Origin of the sequence: Bradyrhizobium sp. MOS001 (assembly GCF_004634465.1) — a bacterium.
GTDB lineage: Bacteria > Pseudomonadota > Alphaproteobacteria > Rhizobiales > Xanthobacteraceae > Bradyrhizobium > Bradyrhizobium barranii.
In genome coordinates, this window is the sequence record NZ_SPVJ01000021.1 from 1 (window position 1) to 20,250 (window position 20,250).

The 20,250-nt window shown below is 65.0% G+C and carries 21 protein-coding genes and 1 pseudogene; 11 read left to right on the plus strand and 11 right to left on the minus strand.

From position 1 onward, the window contains the following. The 5 genes and pseudogenes from CT676_RS45330 to CT676_RS23905 all read left to right on the plus strand — a co-directional run. A pseudogene (locus CT676_RS45330) lies at positions 1 to 124 on the plus strand (chemotaxis protein CheW); the annotation flags it as partial. A 71-nt stretch (positions 125 to 195) separates the two neighbouring features. Then, positions 196 to 561, plus strand: coding sequence for a response regulator (locus CT676_RS23890; protein WP_007600538.1), 366 nt, complete (start codon positions 196 to 198; stop codon positions 559 to 561). Between the two features lie 74 nt (positions 562 to 635). Beyond that, positions 636 to 1,829, plus strand: a complete 1,194-nt coding sequence (locus tag CT676_RS23895; protein WP_085403219.1) for a chemotaxis response regulator protein-glutamate methylesterase — start codon at positions 636 to 638, stop codon at positions 1,827 to 1,829. Beyond that, entirely contained in the window at positions 1,826 to 2,698 is an 873-nt protein-coding gene (locus tag CT676_RS23900) for a protein-glutamate O-methyltransferase CheR (RefSeq protein WP_085403220.1), read from the plus strand. Before CT676_RS23895 ends, CT676_RS23900 begins: the two co-directional genes overlap by 4 nt. Positions 2,699 to 2,971: 273 nt before the next feature. Further along, positions 2,972 to 3,436, plus strand: a complete 465-nt coding sequence (locus CT676_RS23905) for a hypothetical protein (RefSeq protein ID WP_244623260.1) — start codon at positions 2,972 to 2,974, stop codon at positions 3,434 to 3,436. 56 nt (positions 3,437 to 3,492) lie between these two features. Here the strand turns inward: CT676_RS23905 and CT676_RS23910 are convergent, their stop codons facing one another. The 4 genes from CT676_RS23910 to CT676_RS23925 all read right to left on the minus strand — a co-directional run bounded on the left by CT676_RS23910 (position 3,493) and on the right by CT676_RS23925 (position 6,409). Then, positions 3,493 to 4,653, minus strand: coding sequence for a glutathionylspermidine synthase family protein (locus CT676_RS23910; RefSeq protein WP_085403221.1), 1,161 nt, complete (start codon positions 4,651 to 4,653; stop codon positions 3,493 to 3,495). An 85-nt stretch (positions 4,654 to 4,738) separates the two neighbouring features. Continuing rightward, positions 4,739 to 5,131 carry a hypothetical protein gene (locus CT676_RS23915; protein ID WP_085403222.1) on the minus strand — a complete coding sequence of 131 codons (393 nt, stop codon included), beginning with the start codon at positions 5,129 to 5,131 and terminating at the stop codon, positions 4,739 to 4,741. A 1-nt stretch (position 5,132) separates the two neighbouring features. Next, positions 5,133 to 5,537: a DUF350 domain-containing protein gene (locus CT676_RS23920; RefSeq protein WP_014497691.1), complete on the minus strand. Its 405-nt coding sequence runs from the start codon at positions 5,535 to 5,537 to the stop codon at positions 5,133 to 5,135. 170 nt (positions 5,538 to 5,707) lie between these two features. Beyond that, positions 5,708 to 6,409, minus strand: a complete 702-nt coding sequence (locus CT676_RS23925; protein ID WP_008138878.1) for a response regulator transcription factor — start codon at positions 6,407 to 6,409, stop codon at positions 5,708 to 5,710. Positions 6,410 to 6,840: 431 nt separating this feature from the next. On the opposite strand from CT676_RS23925, the gene fliI reads away from it, so the two are divergent. From fliI to CT676_RS23955, 6 genes are all read left to right on the plus strand, one after another. Continuing rightward, positions 6,841 to 8,166 (plus strand): flagellar protein export ATPase FliI, encoded by a 1,326-nt coding sequence (gene fliI / locus CT676_RS23930; RefSeq protein WP_085403223.1) that lies wholly within the window; start codon positions 6,841 to 6,843, stop codon positions 8,164 to 8,166. Between the two features lie 121 nt (positions 8,167 to 8,287). Next, positions 8,288 to 8,707, plus strand: coding sequence for a flagellar export protein FliJ (gene fliJ / locus CT676_RS23935; protein ID WP_008138882.1), 420 nt, complete (start codon positions 8,288 to 8,290; stop codon positions 8,705 to 8,707). Between the two features lie 180 nt (positions 8,708 to 8,887). Further along, the gene (locus tag CT676_RS23940; protein ID WP_041955015.1) at positions 8,888 to 9,433 is read left to right on the plus strand and encodes a sigma-70 family RNA polymerase sigma factor; all 546 of its coding nucleotides are present in this window, start codon (positions 8,888 to 8,890) and stop codon (positions 9,431 to 9,433) included. 37 nt (positions 9,434 to 9,470) lie between these two features. After that, positions 9,471 to 10,532: an anti-sigma factor gene (locus CT676_RS23945; RefSeq protein WP_085403224.1), complete on the plus strand. Its 1,062-nt coding sequence runs from the start codon at positions 9,471 to 9,473 to the stop codon at positions 10,530 to 10,532. A 195-nt stretch (positions 10,533 to 10,727) separates the two neighbouring features. Continuing rightward, positions 10,728 to 11,687: an AraC family transcriptional regulator gene (locus tag CT676_RS23950; RefSeq protein ID WP_135215541.1), complete on the plus strand. Its 960-nt coding sequence runs from the start codon at positions 10,728 to 10,730 to the stop codon at positions 11,685 to 11,687. 115 nt (positions 11,688 to 11,802) lie between these two features. Continuing rightward, positions 11,803 to 13,023 carry an NAD(P)/FAD-dependent oxidoreductase gene (locus CT676_RS23955; RefSeq protein WP_135215542.1) on the plus strand — a complete coding sequence of 407 codons (1,221 nt, stop codon included), beginning with the start codon at positions 11,803 to 11,805 and terminating at the stop codon, positions 13,021 to 13,023. A gap of 270 nt (positions 13,024 to 13,293) precedes the next feature. Here CT676_RS23955 and CT676_RS23960 read toward each other — a convergent pair whose 3' ends face one another. The 7 genes from CT676_RS23960 to CT676_RS23990 form a co-directional block, all read right to left on the minus strand. Then, positions 13,294 to 13,497, minus strand: coding sequence for a hypothetical protein (locus tag CT676_RS23960; protein WP_014497685.1), 204 nt, complete (start codon positions 13,495 to 13,497; stop codon positions 13,294 to 13,296). A 295-nt stretch (positions 13,498 to 13,792) separates the two neighbouring features. Beyond that, the gene (gene flhA / locus CT676_RS23965; RefSeq protein WP_071916417.1) at positions 13,793 to 15,934 is read right to left on the minus strand and encodes a flagellar biosynthesis protein FlhA; all 2,142 of its coding nucleotides are present in this window, start codon (positions 15,932 to 15,934) and stop codon (positions 13,793 to 13,795) included. 414 nt (positions 15,935 to 16,348) lie between these two features. Next, the gene (locus tag CT676_RS23970; protein WP_085403227.1) at positions 16,349 to 16,651 is read right to left on the minus strand and encodes a copper-binding protein; all 303 of its coding nucleotides are present in this window, start codon (positions 16,649 to 16,651) and stop codon (positions 16,349 to 16,351) included. Between the two features lie 14 nt (positions 16,652 to 16,665). Continuing rightward, a complete protein-coding gene (locus CT676_RS23975) occupies positions 16,666 to 17,121 on the minus strand; it encodes a cupredoxin family protein (RefSeq protein WP_028149531.1) in 456 nt (151 codons plus the stop codon). 32 nt (positions 17,122 to 17,153) lie between these two features. After that, complete coding sequence (locus CT676_RS23980; RefSeq protein ID WP_085403316.1) at positions 17,154 to 18,485, minus strand: copper oxidase; 1,332 nt, start codon at positions 18,483 to 18,485, stop codon at positions 17,154 to 17,156. 13 nt (positions 18,486 to 18,498) lie between these two features. Then, positions 18,499 to 19,923 carry a TolC family protein gene (locus CT676_RS23985; RefSeq protein ID WP_085403228.1) on the minus strand — a complete coding sequence of 475 codons (1,425 nt, stop codon included), beginning with the start codon at positions 19,921 to 19,923 and terminating at the stop codon, positions 18,499 to 18,501. A 9-nt stretch (positions 19,924 to 19,932) separates the two neighbouring features. Then, positions 19,933 to 20,217, minus strand: a complete 285-nt coding sequence (locus CT676_RS23990; protein ID WP_085403229.1) for a hypothetical protein — start codon at positions 20,215 to 20,217, stop codon at positions 19,933 to 19,935. Positions 20,218 to 20,250 lie beyond the last annotated feature (33 nt).

The following is a 20,250-nucleotide window of genomic DNA, read 5'->3' on the forward strand; positions in this document are numbered from 1 at the left end:
CGTCAACCTCGATCCCCGCATGGCCAAGCTCGCCGGCGGCGTCCACCGCCTCGACGGCCAGCTCATGGTCGTCCTCGACGTCGATCGCGTCCTCGAGCTCGCGCCCGAGATGATGGCGGCCTGATACGGCGGCATCGCCGCCGACGGACTCGCAATGGAAGTACCCCCACAAGGGGGTAGGAAGCAGAGGTTCACATGCGCACTTGTCTCGTCGTTGATGATTCCAGCGTCATCCGCAAGGTTGCGCGCCGGATCCTGGAGGGCCTCGACTTCCAGATTCTCGAAGCCGAGGACGGTGAGAAGGCACTGGAGGCCTGCAAGCGCGGCTTGCCCGATGCCGTGCTGCTCGACTGGAACATGCCGGTCATGGACGGCTACGAATTCCTTGGCCATCTCCGGCGGATGCCCGGCGGTGACCAGCCCAAGGTGGTGTTCTGCACCACCGAGAACGACGTCGCGCACATCGCCCGTGCGCTGCACGCCGGCGCCAACGAATACATCATGAAGCCCTTCGACAAGGACATCGTGACGGCGAAATTTCAGGAAGTCGGACTTATCTGAGCGAACATCCGGAGGCTGAACGGATCCTTCGGCGATTGTTTCAACTGAACCGTTTCAGTCTGAGTTGGTGAGTAATGAGTGTTGCGTTCGCAGGTAATTCGACCACGGGTCCGTCGCGCGACGCCGGGCCGCTGCGGGTGATGGTCGTCGACGACTCGGTCGTCATACGCGGTCTGATCTCGCGCTGGATCGGTGCCGAGCATGACATGGAGGTCGCGGCCTCGCTGCGCACCGGGCTCGAGGCGGTCAACCAGCTCGAACGCATCAATCCCGACGTTGCGGTGCTCGACATCGAAATGCCCGAGCTCGACGGCATCTCGGCGCTGCCGCAACTGCTGGCGAAGAAGCGCGATCTCGTCATCATCATGGCCTCGACGCTGACCCGCCGTAACGCGGAGATCAGCTTCAAGGCGCTGTCGCTCGGTGCGGCGGACTACATTCCGAAGCCGGAGTCGACGCGCGAAGCGTCGGCCGCGGACATCTTTCATCACGATTTGATCCAGAAGATCCGTCACCTCGGCGCGCGGCTGCGCCGCAGGCCCGCAGTCGCGAGCCCGCCGCTGGCGCCCGCGACCCCGGCGCCGGCTGCACGTGCACCGGCTGTCGTGCGGCCCGCCGCGCCCGTACCGGCTCTGCATGCGCCGTCGTCGGGGGCGCTGTCCACGCGCCCGTTCTCGGCCCACGCACCGAAGGTGCTGCTGATCGGCTCCTCGACCGGCGGTCCGCAGGCGCTGATGGCGCTCGTCACCGAGCTCGGCCCGGTGATCGACCGCTTCCCCGTGCTGATCACCCAGCACATGCCGCCGACCTTCACCACCATTCTCGCCGAGCACCTGGCGCGCGCGAGCCGCAAGCCGGCGGCCGAGGCGGTCGACGGCGAGCCGGTGAAGCCGGGACGGATCTACCTCGCGCCCGGCGGCAAGCACATGCGTGTCGTGCGCAGTGGCGCGGACGCGGCGATCGCGCTCGACGACGGTCCTGCCGTCAATTTCTGCAAGCCCGCGGTCGATCCGTTGTTCACCTCCGCCATCGACATCTGGCACGGTAACATCCTCTCGGTGATCCTGACGGGCATGGGCTCGGACGGCATGCGCGGCGGCAAGGACATCGTCGCCGCCGGCGGCAACGTGATCGCGCAGGACGAAGCCTCCAGTGTGGTCTGGGGCATGCCGGGCGCGGCGGCCAATGCCGGCATCTGCGCGGCGATCCTGCCGCTCAACCAGATCGGCGCCAAGGTCAACCGCCTGTTCGCGGGAGACCGCTCGTGACGCCGGTCGACTACGAATATCTGCGCAAGTTCCTGAAAGAGCGCTCCGGCCTCGATCTCTCCGCCGACAAGCAGTATCTCGTCGAGAGCCGGCTGCTGCCGCTTGCCCGCAAGGCGAGCTTGCCCGGCATTCCCGATCTCGTGTTGAAGATCAGGAACGGCGACGGCCGGCTTGCGACCGACGTGGTCGAAGCGATGACCACCAACGAGACCTTCTTCTACCGCGACAAGATCCCGTTCGATCATCTGCGCGAAACCATCCTGCCGGGCCTGCTCCAGGCGCGCGCGGCGCGCAGGTCGCTCCGCATCTGGTCGGCGGCCTCGTCGACCGGGCAGGAGCCCTATTCGATCGCGATGTGCGTGAAGGAGATGGGCGCGGCCTTCGCCGGCTGGCGCATCGAGATCGTCGCCACCGATCTGTCGCAGGAGGTGCTGGAGAAATCCAGGGCTGGCATCTACAGCCAGTTCGAGGTGCAGCGCGGCCTGCCGATCCAGCACCTGATGAAATACTTCACGCAAGTCGGCGAGCTCTGGCAGCTCAATGCCGACATTCGCGCGATGGTGCAGTTCCGCCAGCTCAATCTGTTGCAGGACTTCTCCCATCTCGGCACGTTCGACGTGATCTTCTGCCGCAACGTGCTGATCTATTTCGACCAGGACACCAAGGCCGTGATCTTCGAGCGCATGGCGAAGGGACTGGAAGCCGACGGCACGCTGCTGCTTGGCGCCGCCGAATCCGTCGTCGGCATCACCGACGCGTTCCGCCCGATCACCGAGCGCCGCGGTCTCTATCAGCTCAACCCCGCGCGCTCCGGCCGTCCGATGGGCGGATTGATGCCGCAGCCGCTGAAGGTCGCCGCGGCGAGGTGATTCGCCGAACGACAGGCAATCTCACTGAACGCCGTCGTCGCGAATGATCGGCAACAACTGGCGGATATCGTTCCGTCAGAGTGCGTGACGCTTCACACGCGTTTGAGCATTGCGGATTACTCGACTACCGCGCAATAGAGCTCGTGCCGCGATGCAATGCAATCGCGGCCCTGATCAGCATCTGACGGTTGTGCTATGCTGGCGATGGTCCCGCCGAACCGAGGCGGGATTCCATTCCATCATGAATTGTACTGAGGAGGACATACCATGCGAATGTCTTGTGCCTCGTATTTCTTGTTGGCGGCGCTTTCGTTGCCCGCCACTGCTCTCGCTGGCGAGCAGGTCCTCGAATTCAAGCTTGTCACCAAGCCGATGGACTTAAAGGTCACCGAGGTCGCGAACGTCGAAGGTCAGACGGTCATGTCTGGCAAAATGTTTGGCGTTGCCTTCTTCAAGGACGGCCGCGTTGCGGTGAAGGACTTCGTCCACTCCGCCGACCTGATCAAGGGCTCAGGACCCATCTACGGCTACAGCACCTACACCTTCGACGACGGATCCTCGATCACGGCGCGCTACGCCGGCGCGATCAAGGATGGTCGGGCGAAAGGCGAATACACAATCCTGTCGGGCACCGGGGCGTATGCAAACGCGACGGGCACGGGCGGCTTCGAAAGTGCGCAAGCCGGCTTCAAGGGCGCGGGCCTCTACGACGGGAGATTCATCGTCAAGACACCCTGAGTAAGCACGCAAGTCTCTGCGCTCGCGTCCCGTTCCGATGAGGTCGCGAGCGCATTTCACAAAATCGCGTGCGGCAGAAGCCGCGAGCGGTTTCCCGTGATCGGGCTCTCGTCCTCGCGGATCGACAGGCCGCACGGCTCGTGGTTCACCAGCCAGCTTCCCACCACAACGTAGAAGCCTGAGAAATTCGGCAGCGGTGACAATGCCTGCCGCACGAAGCCTTCTGCGCCGTAAGGTCCTGCCTGCTCGTCGAGCGGCATGCCTCCGGACACCAGCGTGACATTGGCGCCTTCGCGCGACAACAGCGGCTTGCGGACGTAGGAACTGCCGAGCTCGGCTGCCCGCGCGTCGTCCTCGAAGAAGGCCGGCAGCAGATTGGGATGGTTCGGAAACATCTCCCAGAGCAGCGGCAAAATGCCCTTGTTGGAGAGCACCGCCTTCCACGGCGGCTCGATCCAGCGTGTCGGCGCGCTCATCAGCTTGGCGCCGAAGGCGTCGTGGAACATCCATTCCCAGGGATAGAGCTTGAAGGCGAACGCGATGTCGCCGTCGTCGAGATCGACGAAGCCGCCAGGCTCGTCGCGCCAGCCGATCTCCTCGATGTCGAGCATCCTGGTCGAGAGCCCCGCCTGGCGCGCGGTGTCCTCGAGATAAGCGAGCGTGCCGGCGTCTTCCTCGTTGCCGGTGGTGCCGGTGAGATGGACATGGCGGCCTGCGGCAATCTCCTTCCACGCCGCGATCAGCCGCTCGTGGATGGAGTTGAACTGGTCGGCGCGCGCCGGAATGATGCGGCGTTCGATCGCCTGTTCGAGCCAGGTCCATTGAAACACCGCAGCCTCGAAGATCGAGGTCGGCGTATCCGCGTTGTATTCGAGCAGCTTTGCAGGCGACTGTCCGTCGAACTTCAGATCGAGCCGGCCATAGAGGCTGCGATCGTCGCGCTTCCAGCTCTCGGCGATCAAGCTCCAGAACGCCTCCGGAATCTTCAAGCGTCGCAGATAGCGCTCGTCACCGATCACGCGGCCGGCAAGCTCCAGGCACATCGCGTCGATCTCGGCTGTCGGCGTCTCGATGCCGCACTCGATCTCGTCGAGCGTGAAGGCGTAATAGGCACTCTCGTCCCAATAGCGTTCGCCGTCGATGGTGTGGAAGGCGAAGCCGCATTGTTCGGCGGTCTGCCGCCAGTCGTCGCGCTCGGGGCAGACGATGCGTCGCATGTTATTTCCTGCGCATGATCTCCGCGCAAACGCGTTCCGCGTTTGTCGCGAGGGAAAATCGGTGGCCGCTTTTCCGGATCATGCGCTAGCCGCCGCCCGAGAAGCCATGGCCGAACGAGCCGAAGCCGCCACGGCTCACGCTGCTGGAGCCTGAGTCCGAAGAGGTTCCCGATGAGGAATGGCTCGAGGAATCGCTGCTGAAGAAGCTCGATCGCGACGACCAGCGCGAGCTGCTGCCGTCGCTTCCGCCCGATGAACTGCTGCTACTGCTGCACGTCGTGGTCGTCTGGCCCGGCACGGCTCCGGGCGAGGGTTCGCAGTGCTGCCGCGGCATCAGCGTGTAGGCGGTGGTGCCGACCGCGATCGTGCCCATCACCAGCAGCGCGACATGGCCGGAGCGCTTCACAGGCGGACCCGATGGCGGCGCCACGGGCGCCGGCCGGCGCTTGCCGAACTCCTTTTTGGAGGGTTTGGCCATGTCAGTAGATCATGCAGGCGGCGTTCAACAGGCCCGCCGCGAGCGAAGACAGCCCGAGCCAGATCGCCGGCGCAAGCTCGCCTGCGGCAATCCGCGCCGACAGGTTCGGCACCGGGACCTTCACCAGAAAGAGCACGATGATCTGCACGATCAACGCGATGACCGCCCAGATCAGGCAGTCCAGCACATTGGCCGAATGCGCGATCGCGCTGACCAATGGCGCCACGAAGCCGAGCAGGCTGAGGCCGAGCGCGATCGCGGCGGCCGGCTCGTTGTCGCGGATGAGCTGGAACTCGTTGTGCGGGGTGATGCGGGTGTAGACGAACAGATACGCCACGATCGCGATCAGGCCGGTGCAGAAATAAACCAGGAAGGCGGGCAGGCCGGCCAGTGATTGCAGGATCATCGTTCCCCCATCGTGCGGCGACCATTCGTCGGCGGGGGGAGGATAGCGGTTCAATGGCGCAAGGACGATGAGGCCGCGTTGGCGTCCCCAAAAAACAAAACCCCGCCATTTGCGGCGGGGTCCAGGCTGGGAGGAGCGAGCCCCGGGGGCTCGCGACGTAAACTTAGTGATCAGGCGGGAATGCGCTCTTCGTGCTCGTGCGGCTCGCGCAGCACGTAGCCGCGGCCCCACACGGTCTCGATGAAGTTGCGGCCCTCGGAAGCGTTGGCGAGCTTCTTGCGGAGCTTGCAGATGAAGACGTCGATGATCTTCAGCTCGGGCTCGTCCATGCCGCCATAGAGGTGGTTGAGGAACATTTCCTTGGTGAGCGTCGTACCCTTGCGGAGCGAGAGGAGCTCCAGCATCTGGTATTCCTTGCCGGTCAGATGCACGCGCTGGCCGCCGACTTCCACCGTCTTGGTGTCGAGGTTGACGACGAGGTCGCCGGTCTGGATGACCGACTGGGCGTGACCCTTGGAGCGGCGCACGATCGCGTGGATCCGGGCTACCAGCTCGTCCTTGTGGAAGGGCTTGGTCATGTAGTCGTCGGCGCCGACGCCGAGACCCTTGACCTTGTCCTCGATGCCGGCGAGGCCGGAGAGGATCAGAATCGGTGTCTTGATCTTGGAGACCCGAAGCTGCTTGAGCACGTCGTAACCGGACATGTCGGGCAGATTGAGGTCGAGAAGAATAATGTCGTAATCGTATAACTTACCGAGATCGACGCCTTCTTCCCCCAAATCGGTCGTGTAGACGTTGAAGCTCTCAGACTTCAGCATCAGCTCGATCGACTGCGCGACGGCGCTGTCATCTTCAATCAGCAAAACGCGCATGCCAGTTCCCCATAGTCGCCGCTCCTGGGCGTCAGGTCGGCCGCATTCGCGGCACTCAACAAAACGCCTTTGAACAACTGATTCGGATCCTGACAACAGATGGTTAACAAACTCTGATTCTGGAACGCAAGTCCCCCCGGTGCAATTTTTGTCGAATCGCCCTAAGGTCTTGCGCGCGAAGCAGCTTTCGTCACCCCGTACCGTTCAAGTTCCACTTTAAGAGACGGGCCTAACCGACTCCCGCGACTCAGCCTTCTTCTGAAGGGGAGTCACGCTCAGTCACAAAGACAGTGACGCAATGATTAACGATGCGGGTAAACACGAAGTTAAGCGCCGTTCAGAAATATGGCGAAACTTAAGTCTTTCGCCATGAAGCCCGGGATCGGAGGCGATCACCTTATGAAGGTCCTCTTATTAAAGGCGCGCCCCTGATGAAGGCTCTTGCCGAACAGATCGGCGACATCGACGGCGTCAACATCTATGGCCGCGTGGTCGGCGTTCGCGGCCTGATGGTCGAAGTGGCCGGACCCATTCACGCGATGTCGGTCGGTGCGCGGCTCGTGATCGAGACCGGCGCGAACCGTTCCATTCCCTGCGAGGTGATCGGCTTCTCCGGCAACAACGCTGTCGTGATGCCGTTCGCCGGCCTGGACGGGGTGCGCCGCGGCTGCAAGGCCGTCATCGCCAATGCCGCCAATCAAGTGCGTCCGTCGTCGGCCTGGCTCGGCCGCGTCGTCAACGCGCTGGGCGAGCCGATCGATGGCAAGGGGCCATTGCCGCAGGGCCCGGCGCCGATGCCATACCGCAATTCGCCGCCGCCGGCGCATTCGCGCAAGCGCGTCGGCGCCCCGCTCGATCTCGGCGTGCGCGCGATGAACACGTTCCTCACCTGCTGCCGCGGCCAGCGCATGGGCATTTTCGCAGGGTCCGGCGTCGGCAAATCGGTGCTGCTGTCGATGCTCGCGCGCAACGTCGATGCCGCGGTCAGCGTCATCGGGCTGATCGGCGAACGCGGCCGCGAGGTCCAGGAATTCCTGCAGGACGACCTCGGCGAGGAGGGCCTGGCGCGCTCTGTCGTGGTGGTCGCAACCTCGGACGAGCCGGCGCTGATGCGGCGCCAGGCCGCCTATCTGACGCTCGCGGTCGCCGAATACTTTCGCGATGAAGAGAAGGACGTGCTCTGCCTGATGGACTCGGTCACGCGCTTCGCCATGGCCCAGCGCGAGATCGGCCTGTCCGCCGGCGAGCCGCCGACCGCCAAGGGCTATACGCCGACCGTGTTCACCGAGTTGCCGAAGCTTCTGGAGCGCGCGGGGCCGGGCCTCGGTGAGGGCGCGATCACCGCGATCTTCACGGTGCTGGTCGACGGCGACGACCATAACGAGCCGATCGCGGATGCCGTCCGCGGCATCCTCGACGGCCATATCGTGATGCAGCGCTCGATCGCCGAGCGCGGCCGTTACCCCGCCATCAACATCCTCAAATCCGTCTCCCGCACCATGCCGAAATCGGCCGATCCGCAGTTCTGGCCGACCATCCAGCGGGCCCGCCAGGTGATGGCGACCTATGCCGACATGGAGGAATTGATCCGGCTCGGGGCCTACCGGGCCGGCTCCAGCCCCGAGGTGGACGAGGCGATCCGGCTGCACGAGCCGCTGGAGGCGTTCCTGCGCCAGCGCAAGGACGAAAATGCATCACTGGCGGACGGCTACCGCCAGTTGGCGCAAATCCTCGGTGATTTGGAAACGGAACGCTAACTTTGTCAGGTCATCATCCGCTCTCACAGAGTAGCAGAGCCGGTCTTGGCCCTATCAGGGCCTGTGGGGAGACCGGTGACGTCCCACGTGCAGCCAGGGGACTTCTGGGGAGTATGAGTCGATGAAGTCACGTGATACCCTCATCCGCCTGAAGAAATTTCAGGTCGACGAGAAGCGCCGCCGGGTCACCCAGATCGAGACCATGATCGCCGACTTCCAGCGGATGTCGACCGATCTTGAACGCGAGATCACGACCGAGCAGGAGCGTGCCGGGATCAACGATCCCTCGCACTTCGCTTATCCGACCTATGCCAAGGCCGCGATTCAGCGCCGCGAGAACCTGACCCGCTCGGCCGACGAACTGAAGGGCCAGCTCGACGAAGCCAAGGCCGCGCTGGCCGAAGCCTTCGAGGAACTGAAGAAGGTCGAGCTCCTCGACGAGCGTGACCAGGCCCGCGAGCGCGCCGAAGAAAACGCCCGCGAGCAGGCCGACCTCGACAGCATCGGCCTGATGCGCGCCCGCATCGGCGCCGTCGCCTGACGGCGCAGCCAGCGGTCCAACAGCCGAGAATTCGTCGAACCCGGACCCGCAAGGTCCGGGTTTCGCGTTTGCTATCCACAGTGTGGCGCGCCGCCCCTTGGTGATGGGCTTTGCCGCGCGCTATGGTAGCGGAGTGCCAGGGCCTGCGCCGAACGCGACAGGCCGTGCGTGGGGGGCTGAATGCTGACGCCAGCAGAGCTGGTCGGGCTGATTGGGGAGGTCGCCAGGGGCGATCAGGCCGCGTTCGAGCGCCTCTACGTCGCCACGCGCGCGAAACTCTATGGCGTCGTGCTCCGTATCTTGCGTCGACAGGATCTCGCAGAGGAGGTCATTCAGGAGACCTACGTCAAGATCTGGAACGGCGCGGGCCAGTTCAATCCGGCCTTGTCGTCGCCGATCACATGGATGGCATCGATCGCGCGCAACCGCGCCATCGACATCGTGCGCAAGAAGACGGAAGTCTCCATCGAGGAAGAGCCGCAGGCGATGGAAGTCGCTGCCGACAGCCCCGATCCGCTGGCGCGGAGGGAGATGACCGAGGAGTTGAAGCGGCTCCTGGAATGCATCGGCCGGCTCGAGCCGGATCGTCAGAGGCTCGTGCTTCTCGCCTATTACAACGGCTGGAGCCGCGAGCAATTGGCGGAAAAATTCGCCGCGCCCGTCAACACGGTGAAGACGTGGCTCCGGCGCAGCATGTTGGATATCCGCGAGTGCCTCGGACTATGAGGACTTGCATTGTGAGGGTGGTTCTGGACTGGAAGTGATGGCCTACACGGAGGACCATATCGCGCTCGCCGCGGAATATGCGCTCGGTACGCTCGACGCCAGTGAGCGCGCGCAGGTCGAGACCATGATGGCCGTGGACAAGGCGTTCGCCGATGTCGTGCAGGCCTGGGCTTACCGGCTCGGCGTCCTCAACCAGATGGTCGGCTCGGTCGAGCCGCGTCCGATCGTGTGGGAGAACATCCGGTCCGAGCTTGCGCGGACGGACTTTGCGCAGGAGACGCCTGCGCCGGAAGCTTCGCCGCCGCCGCCACCTGTGCCCGAGTCCTCCTCGATCGAAGCTGCACCGCCTGAGCTGGCGCCGGACGCCGTGCCGCAACCGGAGCTGCAGCCTTCCGAAGCAGAGCAGCCCGGGACGGCGCGGCCGGCACCCGATGCGCTTCCCGACATCGCGCCGATATTCATGCCGCAGGTCCATGCACCCGATCCTGACGTCGCGCGCGCGCCGCCGGCGCCGGTTGCCGACAACAGCAATGTCATCCGGCTCGAGGGCCGCGTGAAACGCTGGCGCACGATCGCCTCCGCGGTGGGCGCGCTTGCGGCTGCACTGCTGGTGACGCTGTCGCTTCAGATCTTCCAGCCCGATGCGCTGCCGGGCGGCTTGCGCCCGGCGCCGCGCATCCAGACGGTGGAAGTGAAGACGCCGGCGGCGCCGCTCACGGCTGCTGCGCAGTATGTCGCGCTGTTGCAGGGCCAGGGCGGCGGTCCCGCCTTCATCCTCACCGTCGACGGCGCGACGCGGAATTTCACCGTGCGCAAGGTGGGCGCGACTCCGGAGGCCGGCAAGAGCTTCGAGCTCTGGCTGATCTCCGACAAGCTGCCGCGTCCGCGCTCGCTTGGCGTGATTGGCGCGGGCGATTTCACCGCGCGCCCGGTGCTCGGCTCCTTCGATCCCGAGGTCGTCAACGGTGCGACCTACGCCGTCACCGTCGAGCAGGCCGGCGGCTCGCCCAACGGCCAGCCGACCTCGGCTCCGGTGTTTTCCGGCAAGCTGATCGAGACCGTGCCGCCGTCTCAGCCGCAGGCGCCCGCGAAGAAGTAGGTGTCGTGGCGCCGTAGCCCGGATGGAGCGCACACGGCGCTCGACCGTCGCCAAGGTCCGTCCAGCCGTCGCACCCCGACAAGTCCCGCCGAATCCACTCCCGCGTTGAACCTCCCCGCAATCCACGGCGTCAAATGCCCGGAATTTGCAGTCGGCGCCGCACATCATGGCGCCGGAAAAGGGGCTAGAAGTCAGATGGACGCAGCTAAGACGCCGGGCATCTTCGTCCACCAATATGCGGGCCTTCCGCATGGTCCGGCCTTCGAACATTGGCGCGAGCGGGCCTTCGGTCCCTGCGGCCTCGACGTCGGGCCGAGCCATGGCGACAACATCGATTGCCGGCTCCAGGTCAGCGTGGTCGACAATATCGCGTTGGCCATTCCCGAAGGTGCCTCCGCGCAATACTCGCGCACGCAGAGCCATCTGGCCGACGGCAGCGACGATCTGGTCCTGATCGCCGCGCATGCGGGTCTAGTCCGCGTCGGGCAGAACGGCCACACCGTTGAACTTGCGCCTGCGCAGATGGTGCTTGTCGACATGGGCGTCACCGGCACCGTCGGCCACACCCAGGAAGATCGCTTCACCAGCATCCGCATGCCGCGCCGCGCGCTGCTCGACATCAATCCGCGTGCCGAGGACAAGCTGTCGCAAGTGCTCTCGGACGGCGCGGTGGCCGAGACGATCTTCCGCTACCACGCACTCGCCGCCAACCACGCGCCGCATCTCGACGCCGTCGGCCAGCGCCTGACCGCGCAGCACGTGATCGATCTCGTCGGCCTGCTGCTCGGCACCGATGCGGAGCATGCAAGCCTCGCGCGCGGTCGCGGACATGCGGCGGCCCGTCTCGATCTCATGCGTGCCGACGTGATGGCCGCGCTCGGCCGCAACGATCTCTGTCTGTCCGAGATCGCGACGCGCTCAGGGCTCAGCCCGCGCCAGGCGCAACGCTTGTTCGAGCAGGCCGGCACGACCTTCACCGAATTCGTGCTGGAGCAGCGCCTGGTGCTGGCGCGCAAGCTGCTCGGCGATCCCCGCGCGAGGGCGCGCAAGATCAGCGACATCGCGCATTCCTCGGGCTTCTCCGACCTGTCCTATTTCAACCGCGCCTTCCGCAAGCGTTTTGGCGCGACGCCGTCGGAGCTGCGCGAGGCCTGAGCCGCGATTTTATGCAGCGGAGCGGCGCCGCCGCAGTTGGTCGATCCGGTCGAATGAGCTATATCTGCCTGCGCGGGCAGGCCGCCGGAATTCTTGGACAAAGCAGTAAACGGACATGGCGCGTATCGTCGTGCTCGGCGCGGGGTTTGCGGGTCTATGGGCGGCCATCGGCGCCGCGCGCAGGCGCGACGAGATCGGCGCGGCCGGCCGTGACATCGAGATCCGTGTCGTCGATCGCAATCCCTATCACAACATCCGCGTGCGCAATTACGAGGCCGACCTCAGCGAGGTCGCACTGCCGTTGCCGCAACTGCTCGATCCGATCGGCGTCACTCATGGCATTGGCGAGGTCGAAGCCATCGACCCGGCACGGCGCGAGATTTCGCTCGTCACGAGCGGGGGCGAGGAGACGCTGAGCTACGACCGCCTGGTGCTGGCGCTCGGCAGCGAAGTGATGCGTCCCGCCATCCCCGGCCTTGCCGAGCATGCTTTCGATGTCGATACCTATGCCGCCGCGCTCATCCTCGAAAATCATCTCGTCTCGCTCGGACACAGCGCGCCCTCGCCGGGGCGCTCGACTGTCGTGGTGGTCGGCGCCGGATTCACCGGCATCGAGGTGGCGGCCGAGATGCCGGACAGGCTGGCGCGCGTCGGCATCACCGGCAGCCGCCGCATCGTCCTGGTCGATCCCAACCCTGCGGTCGGCGCCACCATCGGCGCGCATGCGCGTCCCGTCATCGAGACGGCATTGGCCTCGCTCGACGTCGAGACGCGGCTTGGCGTGCGCGTCGTGTCCGTCGAGGCCGCCGGCATGCACCTGAGCTCGGGCGAGTTCATCCCGGCGCAAACCGTGATCTGGTGCGCCGGGATGCGCGCGAGCCGGCTGGCCGAGAGCTTCGCGGGCGCGCGCGATCGCCTCGGCCGCCTGCTGGTCGATCCTTTCATGCGGGTGGCCGATGTGCCGGGCGTGTTCGCCGCCGGCGACGTCGCCTCGAGCGTGGTCGATGGACTGCACCCGACGGTGATGTCCTGCCAGTTCGCCCGTCCCATGGGCCGCTTCGCCGGTCACAACGTCGTAGCCGATCTGGCGGGCCTGCCGATGCTGCCGCTGCGCATCGATTGGTACGTGACCGTGCTCGACCTCGGCGGCTGGGGCGCGCTCTATACCGAAGGGTGGGATCGCGAGGTTCGCACCACTGGCGCGGCCGCAAAGGCGACCAAGCAGACCATCAACTGCAAGCGCATCTACCCGCCGCTCACCGGTAGCAAGGCCGAGCTCTTCGCTGCGGCAGCACCGACGGTCCAGGCGCCGCCGCCGACTTATGGGGCGCGGTAGAATTTGATCGGGGCTGGTTGGAGGATCGCGGCTGTGCCAATTGCTCCGTCATTGCGAGCGTAGCGAAGCAATCCAGAATCTTACCGCGGCGACAGTCTGGATTGCTTCGCTACGCTCGCAATGACGAGGTACCCCAGACATGAGAAAGCGCCCGTGGGGGGCGGGCGCTTTCCGTAGTCGACTTGGGGTTGGGGTCGTCTACATATCCACGTGGCGACTTTGGGGGGCTGGTAAAGAGCCGCGTGAATTCACAAAACTCGTCAAATCTCCTTATCGAACGAGGGATGCGTTCGAGCTGGTGATAACAACCGGCTTGCCGGCCTTGATGACGCGGGCGGTCTGGGTCAGACCTTCGTCCGAACCCGTGCGCGCCGCCGTGATGCCGAAGCCTGCCACCGCGATGCCGGCGACGAGGGCTACGACCACGATTTTCAAGTGGGTCGAGCGATCGGCGCTGTAAATCGAGTGGTTCATGGAAGGCTCCTGCCGCCATCTACCCGAAGTAGTCGCTACCCTGTTGGGGGAGGTTCATGCTTCCGGTCCCCAACAACCTAGTATTGGGGGGATTCGTTCCCAAGGGGCGATCACAAGAGCGTGACAGGACGTGAAAGATCGCGATCGAAAGCGACCCCTCAATCGTTCGATTATATAATTATTTCAAAGGTGTAATGTGCTTGCGAGGCGCCTTGTTTGCATTTGGTCGACAAGGCGCCAGGAACTCAAAAACCATTTGCCTGTGGCCGAAAAACATACGGCTTCTTAAGGCAAATCAGATGCTTCCGACCGTTTTCAATCTCGCCCTGGGGTGGATTTCAGCCTGCGACAGCACCGTCGTCTGGGCCCGGAACCGCTCGACGAGGGAGCGTACGAAGGGACGAATTGCCGCAGACGTGACCAGCACCGGCGCCTCGCCTTCGCGCGCGGCGCGCTCGAAGGCCTCGCGCACGCCGGTCATGAATTCCGACAGCTTCGAGGGCTGCATCGCGAGGCTGCGTTCCTCGCCCTGGCCGATGATGGATTCGGCGAAGGCCTGTTCCCACCGCGCTGACAGCGCGATCAGCGGCAGATAACCGCTGTAGGAGGTGTTTTGCGCGCAGATCTGCCGCGCGAGGCGGGCGCGGACATGCTCGACCATGGTCGCGGGATTGCGCGAGAAGGCGAGCGAGTCGGCGATGCCTTCCAGGATGGTCGAGAGGTCGCGGATCGAGATGCGCTCGGCGAGCAGCAGCTGCAGCACGCGCTGGATGCCGGAGACCGTGACCTGGCCCGGCACGATGTCCTTGACCAGCTCGCCCTGCTCCTTCGGCAGCTCCTTGAGCAGCTTCTGCACCTCGCCGTAGGAGAGCAGGTCCGACATGTTGGCCTTGAGCAGCTCGGTGAGGTGGGTCGAGAGCACGGTCGCGGCGTCGACGACGGTGTAGCCCTTGAGCGAGGCTTCTTCTTTGAGGCTGGCATCGACCCAGGTTGCGGGCAGGCCGAAGGTCGGCTCGGTGGTATGGATGCCGGGCACCTGCACCTGGCTGCCGCCGGGGTCCATGACCATGAACTGGTTCGGCCAGATCTTGCCGGTGCCGGCGTCCACTTCCTTGATCTTGATGATGTAGGTGTTGGCTTCGAGCTGGACGTTATCGAGGATGCGCACGGCGGGCATCACAAAGCCCATCTCGATCGCGAGCGAGCGGCGCAGCGCCTTGATCTGCTCGGTGAGGCGGTCGGTGCCATCAGGGCCGTTGACCAGCGGCAGTAGCGCATAGCCGAGCTCGATCTTGAGATCGTCGATCTTGAGCGCGGCGGAGATCGGCTCTTCGGCCGCAGCGGCGCCAGGTGAACCCGGCGTTCCCGGAGCGGGTGCGGTCTTTGCAACTTCGTCAGCCCTGGCAGTCGCCCGGTTGCGGTTGCGGGCGTGCCAGGCGAGCGCACCGGCGCCGCCGCCGAGCGCCAGGAAGGGGATGGTCGGAATGCCCGGCAGCGCCGCCAGCACCAGCATGACCGCCGCGGACATCGCCAGCGCCTGCGGATAGCCGGAGAACTGTTTCATCAGCGCCTTGTCGGCGGCGCCGGACACGCCGGCCTTGGAGACGAGCAGGCCGGCCGCGGTCGAAACGATCAGCGCCGGCACCTGGGTGACGAGGCCGTCACCGACGGTCAGCAGCGTGTAGCTGCGCCCGGCATCGGCGAAGGAGAGGCCTTGCTGCGCGACACCGATGATCATGCCGCCGACGATGTTGATGAAGACGATCAAAAGGCCCGCGATGGCATCGCCGCGAACGAATTTGGAGGCACCGTCCATGGCGCCGAAGAAGCCGCTCTCGTCCTCCAGATCCTTGCGCCGCTGCTTGGCGACCTTCTCGTCGATCAGGCCGGCGGAGAGATCGGCGTCGATCGCCATCTGCTTGCCGGGCATGGCGTCGAGGTGGAAGCGGGCGGCGACTTCGGCGATACGGCCCGAACCCTTGGTGATGACGACGAAGTTGACGATGATCAGGATGGCGAAGACGATGATACCGATGACGAAATTGCCGCCCATCACGAAGCTGCCGAAGGCTTCGATGACGTGACCGGCGGCATCCGTGCCCTCGTGCCCGTGCGACAGGATCAGGCGGGTCGAGGCCATGTTCAGCGACAGGCGCAGCATCGTCGAGATCAGGAGGACGGTCGGGAAGGCGGAGAATTCCAGCGGCGCCTGGATGAACAGCGACGTCATCAGGATCAGGATCGAGAGCGTGATCGAGATCGCCAGGAACAGGTCGAGCACGATCGCGGGCAGCGGCAGGATCAGCACCACCAGGATGGTGAGGACGCCGAGCGCCAGCGCGATATCGCCGCGCTTGAGGATGTTGCCGATCTCGGTAAGGGTCGGGAAGCCGGCGTTCGTGCTGCCTACGCCCTGTCCCGCGGTGACGTCGACCATGGTAGCTGCTCCCCCGCGCGACTGCCGTCCGCGCGCCCCAAATGTCTGCGCGGCGGCCGAAGGGCCGCCGTTTCGAAAGTGAGGCACCGCACTGGCGTCCACGGGGAACCTCCCGTTCTACGCGGCTGACGACACTCGACTTCACTCGGCAATTCTTGCCGGGTGTATGGTTAGCAAAGGGTTAACGGAGGGTGCGGCAGGAGGTCAGACCGGGGTGTTTCGGGCACCTGGCAGGGACGAAGTCGTCATGCCCGGGCTTGTCCCGCCTGCGCGGCCCAAGCCGCTTCGGCGCGGCGAAGGCCCGGGGATCCCCACGTTCTTCATGTCGCGCCCAAGCCGTGGATGGCCGGGACGAGCCCGGCCATGACGTTGTGGAAGCGTTTGGCGCCGAAATCAGCTGCGGAGGACGTAGCCCTACTGCGCCTTCTGCATCGTCGTTACCGTATACCCCGAGGCCGCCTCCTCGGCCTCGAAGGTCACCTTGTCGCCGACCTTCACCTGCTTGAGCAAAGCGGGGTCCTTGACGCGATAGACCATGGTCATGGGCTCATCCATGCCGAGGCTTTTCGCCGGTCCGTGCTTGAGCGTGATCTTGCCGGCGCCTTCGTCGATCTTCTTGACCTCGCCGCTGATCGCGGCGCCCTGGGCCGCGAAGGCTTCGGCGGCAAGGCCGACGGTCAGCGCCAGCGCTGCGGCGATACGGATGGTGCGGTTCATGGGAGTCTTCCTTGTTACTTCACGGTGACGTGGCCGACCATGCCGTAGTCGCGGTGGTCGGGAATCAGGCAGGAGAATTCGAACGTGCCGGCCTTGCTGAACTTCCAGAGGATCTCGGCCGTCTTGTTCGGTGCGAGCCGGACACCGTTGGGATCGTCGTGCTCCATGTGCGGATGCTTCTTCATCTCCACGGCATGCGCGAGATTCTCCTTCGTCGTGGCGAGCAGGAATTCATGGTCCTCCTTGCCGACATTGCGCAGCACGAAACGAATCTGCTCGCCGCGTTTGACCTCGATCCTGGCGGGCGCGTAGTCCATCTCGTTCAGCAGGATCTCGATCGTGCGCGCGGGCTTCCTGGGATCGCCGGGCTCGCCGGCCGAAAAGGTCCCGTGCCCGTGCTGGTCGTGGGCAAACGCCGGTGCGGTCGAAAGCGCAGCCAGCGCAAGTCCGAGTTTGATCGTCTTCTTCATCTTGTTCTCCAGTTGGTGGTTCATCGAAACGCTCACATCTTCATGTTCTTCATCGGCGCGCCTTGCTGCCGCGCCGGCTCGGCGGACGGCGGCGTGACCTCGTAGGCGACGGTGCCTTGCGGGAATTGGTAGGGGCCGGGATCGCGGTAATCGTCGCGCGCGAGGTCGTCGCGGATCTTCATCACCGTGAACATGCCGCCCATCTCGATCGGCCCGAACTGACCGGTGCCGGTCATCATCGGCAGCGTGTTGTCGGGCGCGGGCATCTCCATGTTGCCCATAGCCATGCCGGTCGAACCCATCGCCATGGCATCGGGCGCGAGCTTGCCGACGGCCCTGGCGAGGTCCTTGCGCGACACGCCAATCAGATTGCGCACCTCGTGCCCCATCGCGTTCATGGTGTGGTGCGACTTGTGGCAGTGGAACGCCCAGTCGCCGGGATTGTCGGCGAGCACGTCGAACACCCGCACCGCGCCCACGGGTACATCGGTGGTCGTCTCCAGATATTGCGCGCTCTCCGGAATCCAGCCGCCATCGGTGCAGGTCACCGCAAAGCTGTGGCCGTGCAGATGGATCGGATGGTTGGTCATGCTGAGATTGCCGATGCGCACGCGCACCTTGTCGCCGAGCCTGACCGGCAAGGGATCGATGCCGGGAAACACCCGCGAATTCCAGGTCCACATGTTGAAGTCGGTCATCTCGTTGACCTGCGGCAGGTATGTGCCGGGATCGACGCGATAGGTGCTCATCACGAAGACGAAGTCGCGGTCGACGGGCCGGAAGCTTTGATCGCGCGGATGCACGACGACCATGCCCATCATGCCCATCGCCATCTGCACCATCTCGTCGGAATGCGGGTGGTACATGAAGGTCCCGCTCTTCTTCATCTCGAACTCGTAGACGAAGGTTTTTCCCGGCTGGATGTGCGGCTGCGTCAGTCCGCCGACACCGTCCATGCCGCTGGGAATGATCATGCCGTGCCAGTGCACGGTGGTGTATTCGGGCAGCCTGTTGGTGACGAAGACACGAATCTTGTCGCCTTCGACCGCCTCGATGGTCGGGCCCGGTGACTGGCCGTTATAGCCCCACAGATTCACTTTCATGCCTTCGGCGAACTCGCGCACCACGGGTTCGGCGACGAGATGGAATTCCTTCCAGTCGCCGTTCATGCGGAACGGCAGTGACCAGCCGTTCAGCGTGACCACGGGGCGGTAGTCCGGGCCGCTGATCGGATGCAGCGGCGGCTGCATCACCACCTTGTCCATGTGAGGCGCTTCCGGAATGGACGCGGCCTGCACACGGCCGCTGACGGCTGACGCGCTGGCAAGCGCGGCGGTGCCCAAAAATCCTCGGCGGGAATACATGTTGGCCTCCATCTCAGTGACCGCCATCGGCAGGCGCTGCCGCGGCGATGGTGGTTGAAGTGTCGCCGCCCGACGCAGGTGCGCCGCCGCCGTTGACGGCAGTCTGGAGGTCGGACTGGGCGAGGAAGAGTTTTTGCTTGGCATCGATCGCGCCGCGCAGCGACGCCAGGCGCTGCCGCGCTTCGGTGAGCAGCGCGAAAATATCGACCTGCATGCTGGAGAAGCGCAGCTGCATCTCCTCGGTGATGATCTTGCGCAGGGGCAGGATCTCGCGCTGATAATGGCTGGCGATGTCGTAGCTGGAGCGATAGGCGCGATAAGCATCGCGCGCCTCGGAGCGAACGTTGACGGCGCGCTCGGTCAGGCGGTTGAAGGCGAGATTGTAGGTCTCCGCCGCTTGCCGCACCCGCACCTCGCCGCCGTCGAAGATCGGGATCTGGAACTGCACGTCAAAACCACGTTCGCGGAACGGCGGGCCCTCGGGATCCTGGGTGCGGCGGGAGATACCGGCGAGGTCGAGCAGCGTGACGAAGCGCGTCGCCTCGGTGAGGTTGAGTGACTTTGCCAGCGCCGTCAGCTCCAGCCGCGCGATCTGAAGATCGATGCGATGGGCCACCGCATCGGCCTCGATCGAGGGCAGTGCCTGCGGCCGGCGCGGCAGCGGCGGCAGTTGATCGGGCAGACGGAAGTCGAGGCCGCCGTCCCACAGCCCCATCAGGCGCGCGAGCCTTTCGCGCGCGCTCGTTGCCGCCTGCCGCGCGGTGGCGAGGTCGGCCGTGGTCTCGGCATAAAACACCTGCTCGCGGGCCTGGTCGAGCTTGTTGATCGAACCGGTGTCGCCGAGTTTGACCGCGAGCTGCGCCGTCGATTCCGCCGTCGCCTTCGCGTCGGTGAGCAGCGCCACCATTTCGTTGCCGGCGACTGCGCGGACATAGGCGCGCCGGACATCCGCGGCCAGCCGCAGCGTCGCCAACGCCGCGCGCAATTGCGCCTGACGGAAACGGTCGCGGGCGATGTCGGAGCGGAACGGCAGGGTGGCCAGCGCGAGGATGTCGCCAACTACCTGACGCTCTATCTCGCTCGCGCCATTGCCTGCGATGCGCGAGATCGAGAACACAGGATTGGGCGGCAGGCTCTGCTCGACCAACTCGGTCTCGGCCAGCGCCAGCTCGTTATAGGTCGCTTGCAATCCCTTGTTGTTGAGCAGCGCGATCTGCACGGCCGTCTCAGTGGTCAGCGTGCGTGCCAGCAAGCGGCGGACGGTCGCGTTGACGGCCTCCGCGCCTTCGGCCGTTCGCACGAAGGCGACGTCCTTGTTGATGGTCTGGCTGGTGAGCTCCGAGACCGTCGTCATGCCTCCGTCCGGAGAGAATGCCATGCAGCCGGAGAGTCCCAGCGCAGTGAGCACGAGCAGGCCCCGCGCAAAATGATGCGTCATGGCGCGCCCCTACCGGTCTTGCTTCGGCTGCGGTGCGACAGCGTCGTTGCGGTCGCGCCATGGCCCCGGCGTCGCGGGCCGCAGGCTGGTATAGGGCGCAATCGTCGATCGATAGCCGACGCGCGCGACCTTCGCCGCCGGATCGGCAGGATCGGCGCCGGCCACGGGCACAGTTGCCGGCATGCAGCCGGACAATATCAATGCGATTGCGGCCAGCAGCGGCCAATTGAATCGAAAGTGTCGTCCACGCGCCGCGGATGCGGCGGCGAACTTCGCCCCGGAAAGCGTAAGCATGAGTCATCCCTGATCTGTCGTAGAGACCACAGG

What these genes read in the sequence shown, in the direction of transcription:
- fliJ (WP_008138882.1), top strand. Translation starts at nt 8,288, where the DNA reads ATGAAGTCACGTGATACCCTCATCCGCCTGAAGAAATTTCAGGTCGAC.
- CT676_RS23975 (WP_028149531.1), bottom strand. Translation starts at nt 17,121, where the DNA reads ATGAAGAAGACGATCAAACTCGGACTTGCGCTGGCTGCGCTTTCGACC.
- CT676_RS23990 (WP_085403229.1), bottom strand. Translation starts at nt 20,217, where the DNA reads ATGCTTACGCTTTCCGGGGCGAAGTTCGCCGCCGCATCCGCGGCGCGT.
- CT676_RS23925 (WP_008138878.1), bottom strand. Translation starts at nt 6,409, where the DNA reads ATGCGCGTTTTGCTGATTGAAGATGACAGCGCCGTCGCGCAGTCGATC.
- CT676_RS23920 (WP_014497691.1), bottom strand. Translation starts at nt 5,537, where the DNA reads ATGATCCTGCAATCACTGGCCGGCCTGCCCGCCTTCCTGGTTTATTTC.
- CT676_RS23945 (WP_085403224.1), top strand. Translation starts at nt 9,471, where the DNA reads ATGGCCTACACGGAGGACCATATCGCGCTCGCCGCGGAATATGCGCTC.
- CT676_RS23955 (WP_135215542.1), top strand. Translation starts at nt 11,803, where the DNA reads ATGGCGCGTATCGTCGTGCTCGGCGCGGGGTTTGCGGGTCTATGGGCG.
- CT676_RS23910 (WP_085403221.1), bottom strand. Translation starts at nt 4,653, where the DNA reads ATGCGACGCATCGTCTGCCCCGAGCGCGACGACTGGCGGCAGACCGCC.
- CT676_RS23890 (WP_007600538.1), top strand. Translation starts at nt 196, where the DNA reads ATGCGCACTTGTCTCGTCGTTGATGATTCCAGCGTCATCCGCAAGGTT.
- CT676_RS23950 (WP_135215541.1), top strand. Translation starts at nt 10,728, where the DNA reads ATGGACGCAGCTAAGACGCCGGGCATCTTCGTCCACCAATATGCGGGC.
- CT676_RS23985 (WP_085403228.1), bottom strand. Translation starts at nt 19,923, where the DNA reads ATGACGCATCATTTTGCGCGGGGCCTGCTCGTGCTCACTGCGCTGGGA.
- CT676_RS23905 (WP_244623260.1), top strand. Translation starts at nt 2,972, where the DNA reads ATGTCTTGTGCCTCGTATTTCTTGTTGGCGGCGCTTTCGTTGCCCGCC.
- CT676_RS23940 (WP_041955015.1), top strand. Translation starts at nt 8,888, where the DNA reads ATGCTGACGCCAGCAGAGCTGGTCGGGCTGATTGGGGAGGTCGCCAGG.
- CT676_RS23970 (WP_085403227.1), bottom strand. Translation starts at nt 16,651, where the DNA reads ATGAACCGCACCATCCGTATCGCCGCAGCGCTGGCGCTGACCGTCGGC.
- CT676_RS23980 (WP_085403316.1), bottom strand. Translation starts at nt 18,485, where the DNA reads ATGTATTCCCGCCGAGGATTTTTGGGCACCGCCGCGCTTGCCAGCGCG.
- CT676_RS23895 (WP_085403219.1), top strand. Translation starts at nt 636, where the DNA reads ATGAGTGTTGCGTTCGCAGGTAATTCGACCACGGGTCCGTCGCGCGAC.
- flhA (WP_071916417.1), bottom strand. Translation starts at nt 15,934, where the DNA reads ATGGTCGACGTCACCGCGGGACAGGGCGTAGGCAGCACGAACGCCGGC.
- CT676_RS23915 (WP_085403222.1), bottom strand. Translation starts at nt 5,131, where the DNA reads ATGGCCAAACCCTCCAAAAAGGAGTTCGGCAAGCGCCGGCCGGCGCCC.
- fliI (WP_085403223.1), top strand. Translation starts at nt 6,841, where the DNA reads ATGAAGGCTCTTGCCGAACAGATCGGCGACATCGACGGCGTCAACATC.
- CT676_RS23960 (WP_014497685.1), bottom strand. Translation starts at nt 13,497, where the DNA reads ATGAACCACTCGATTTACAGCGCCGATCGCTCGACCCACTTGAAAATC.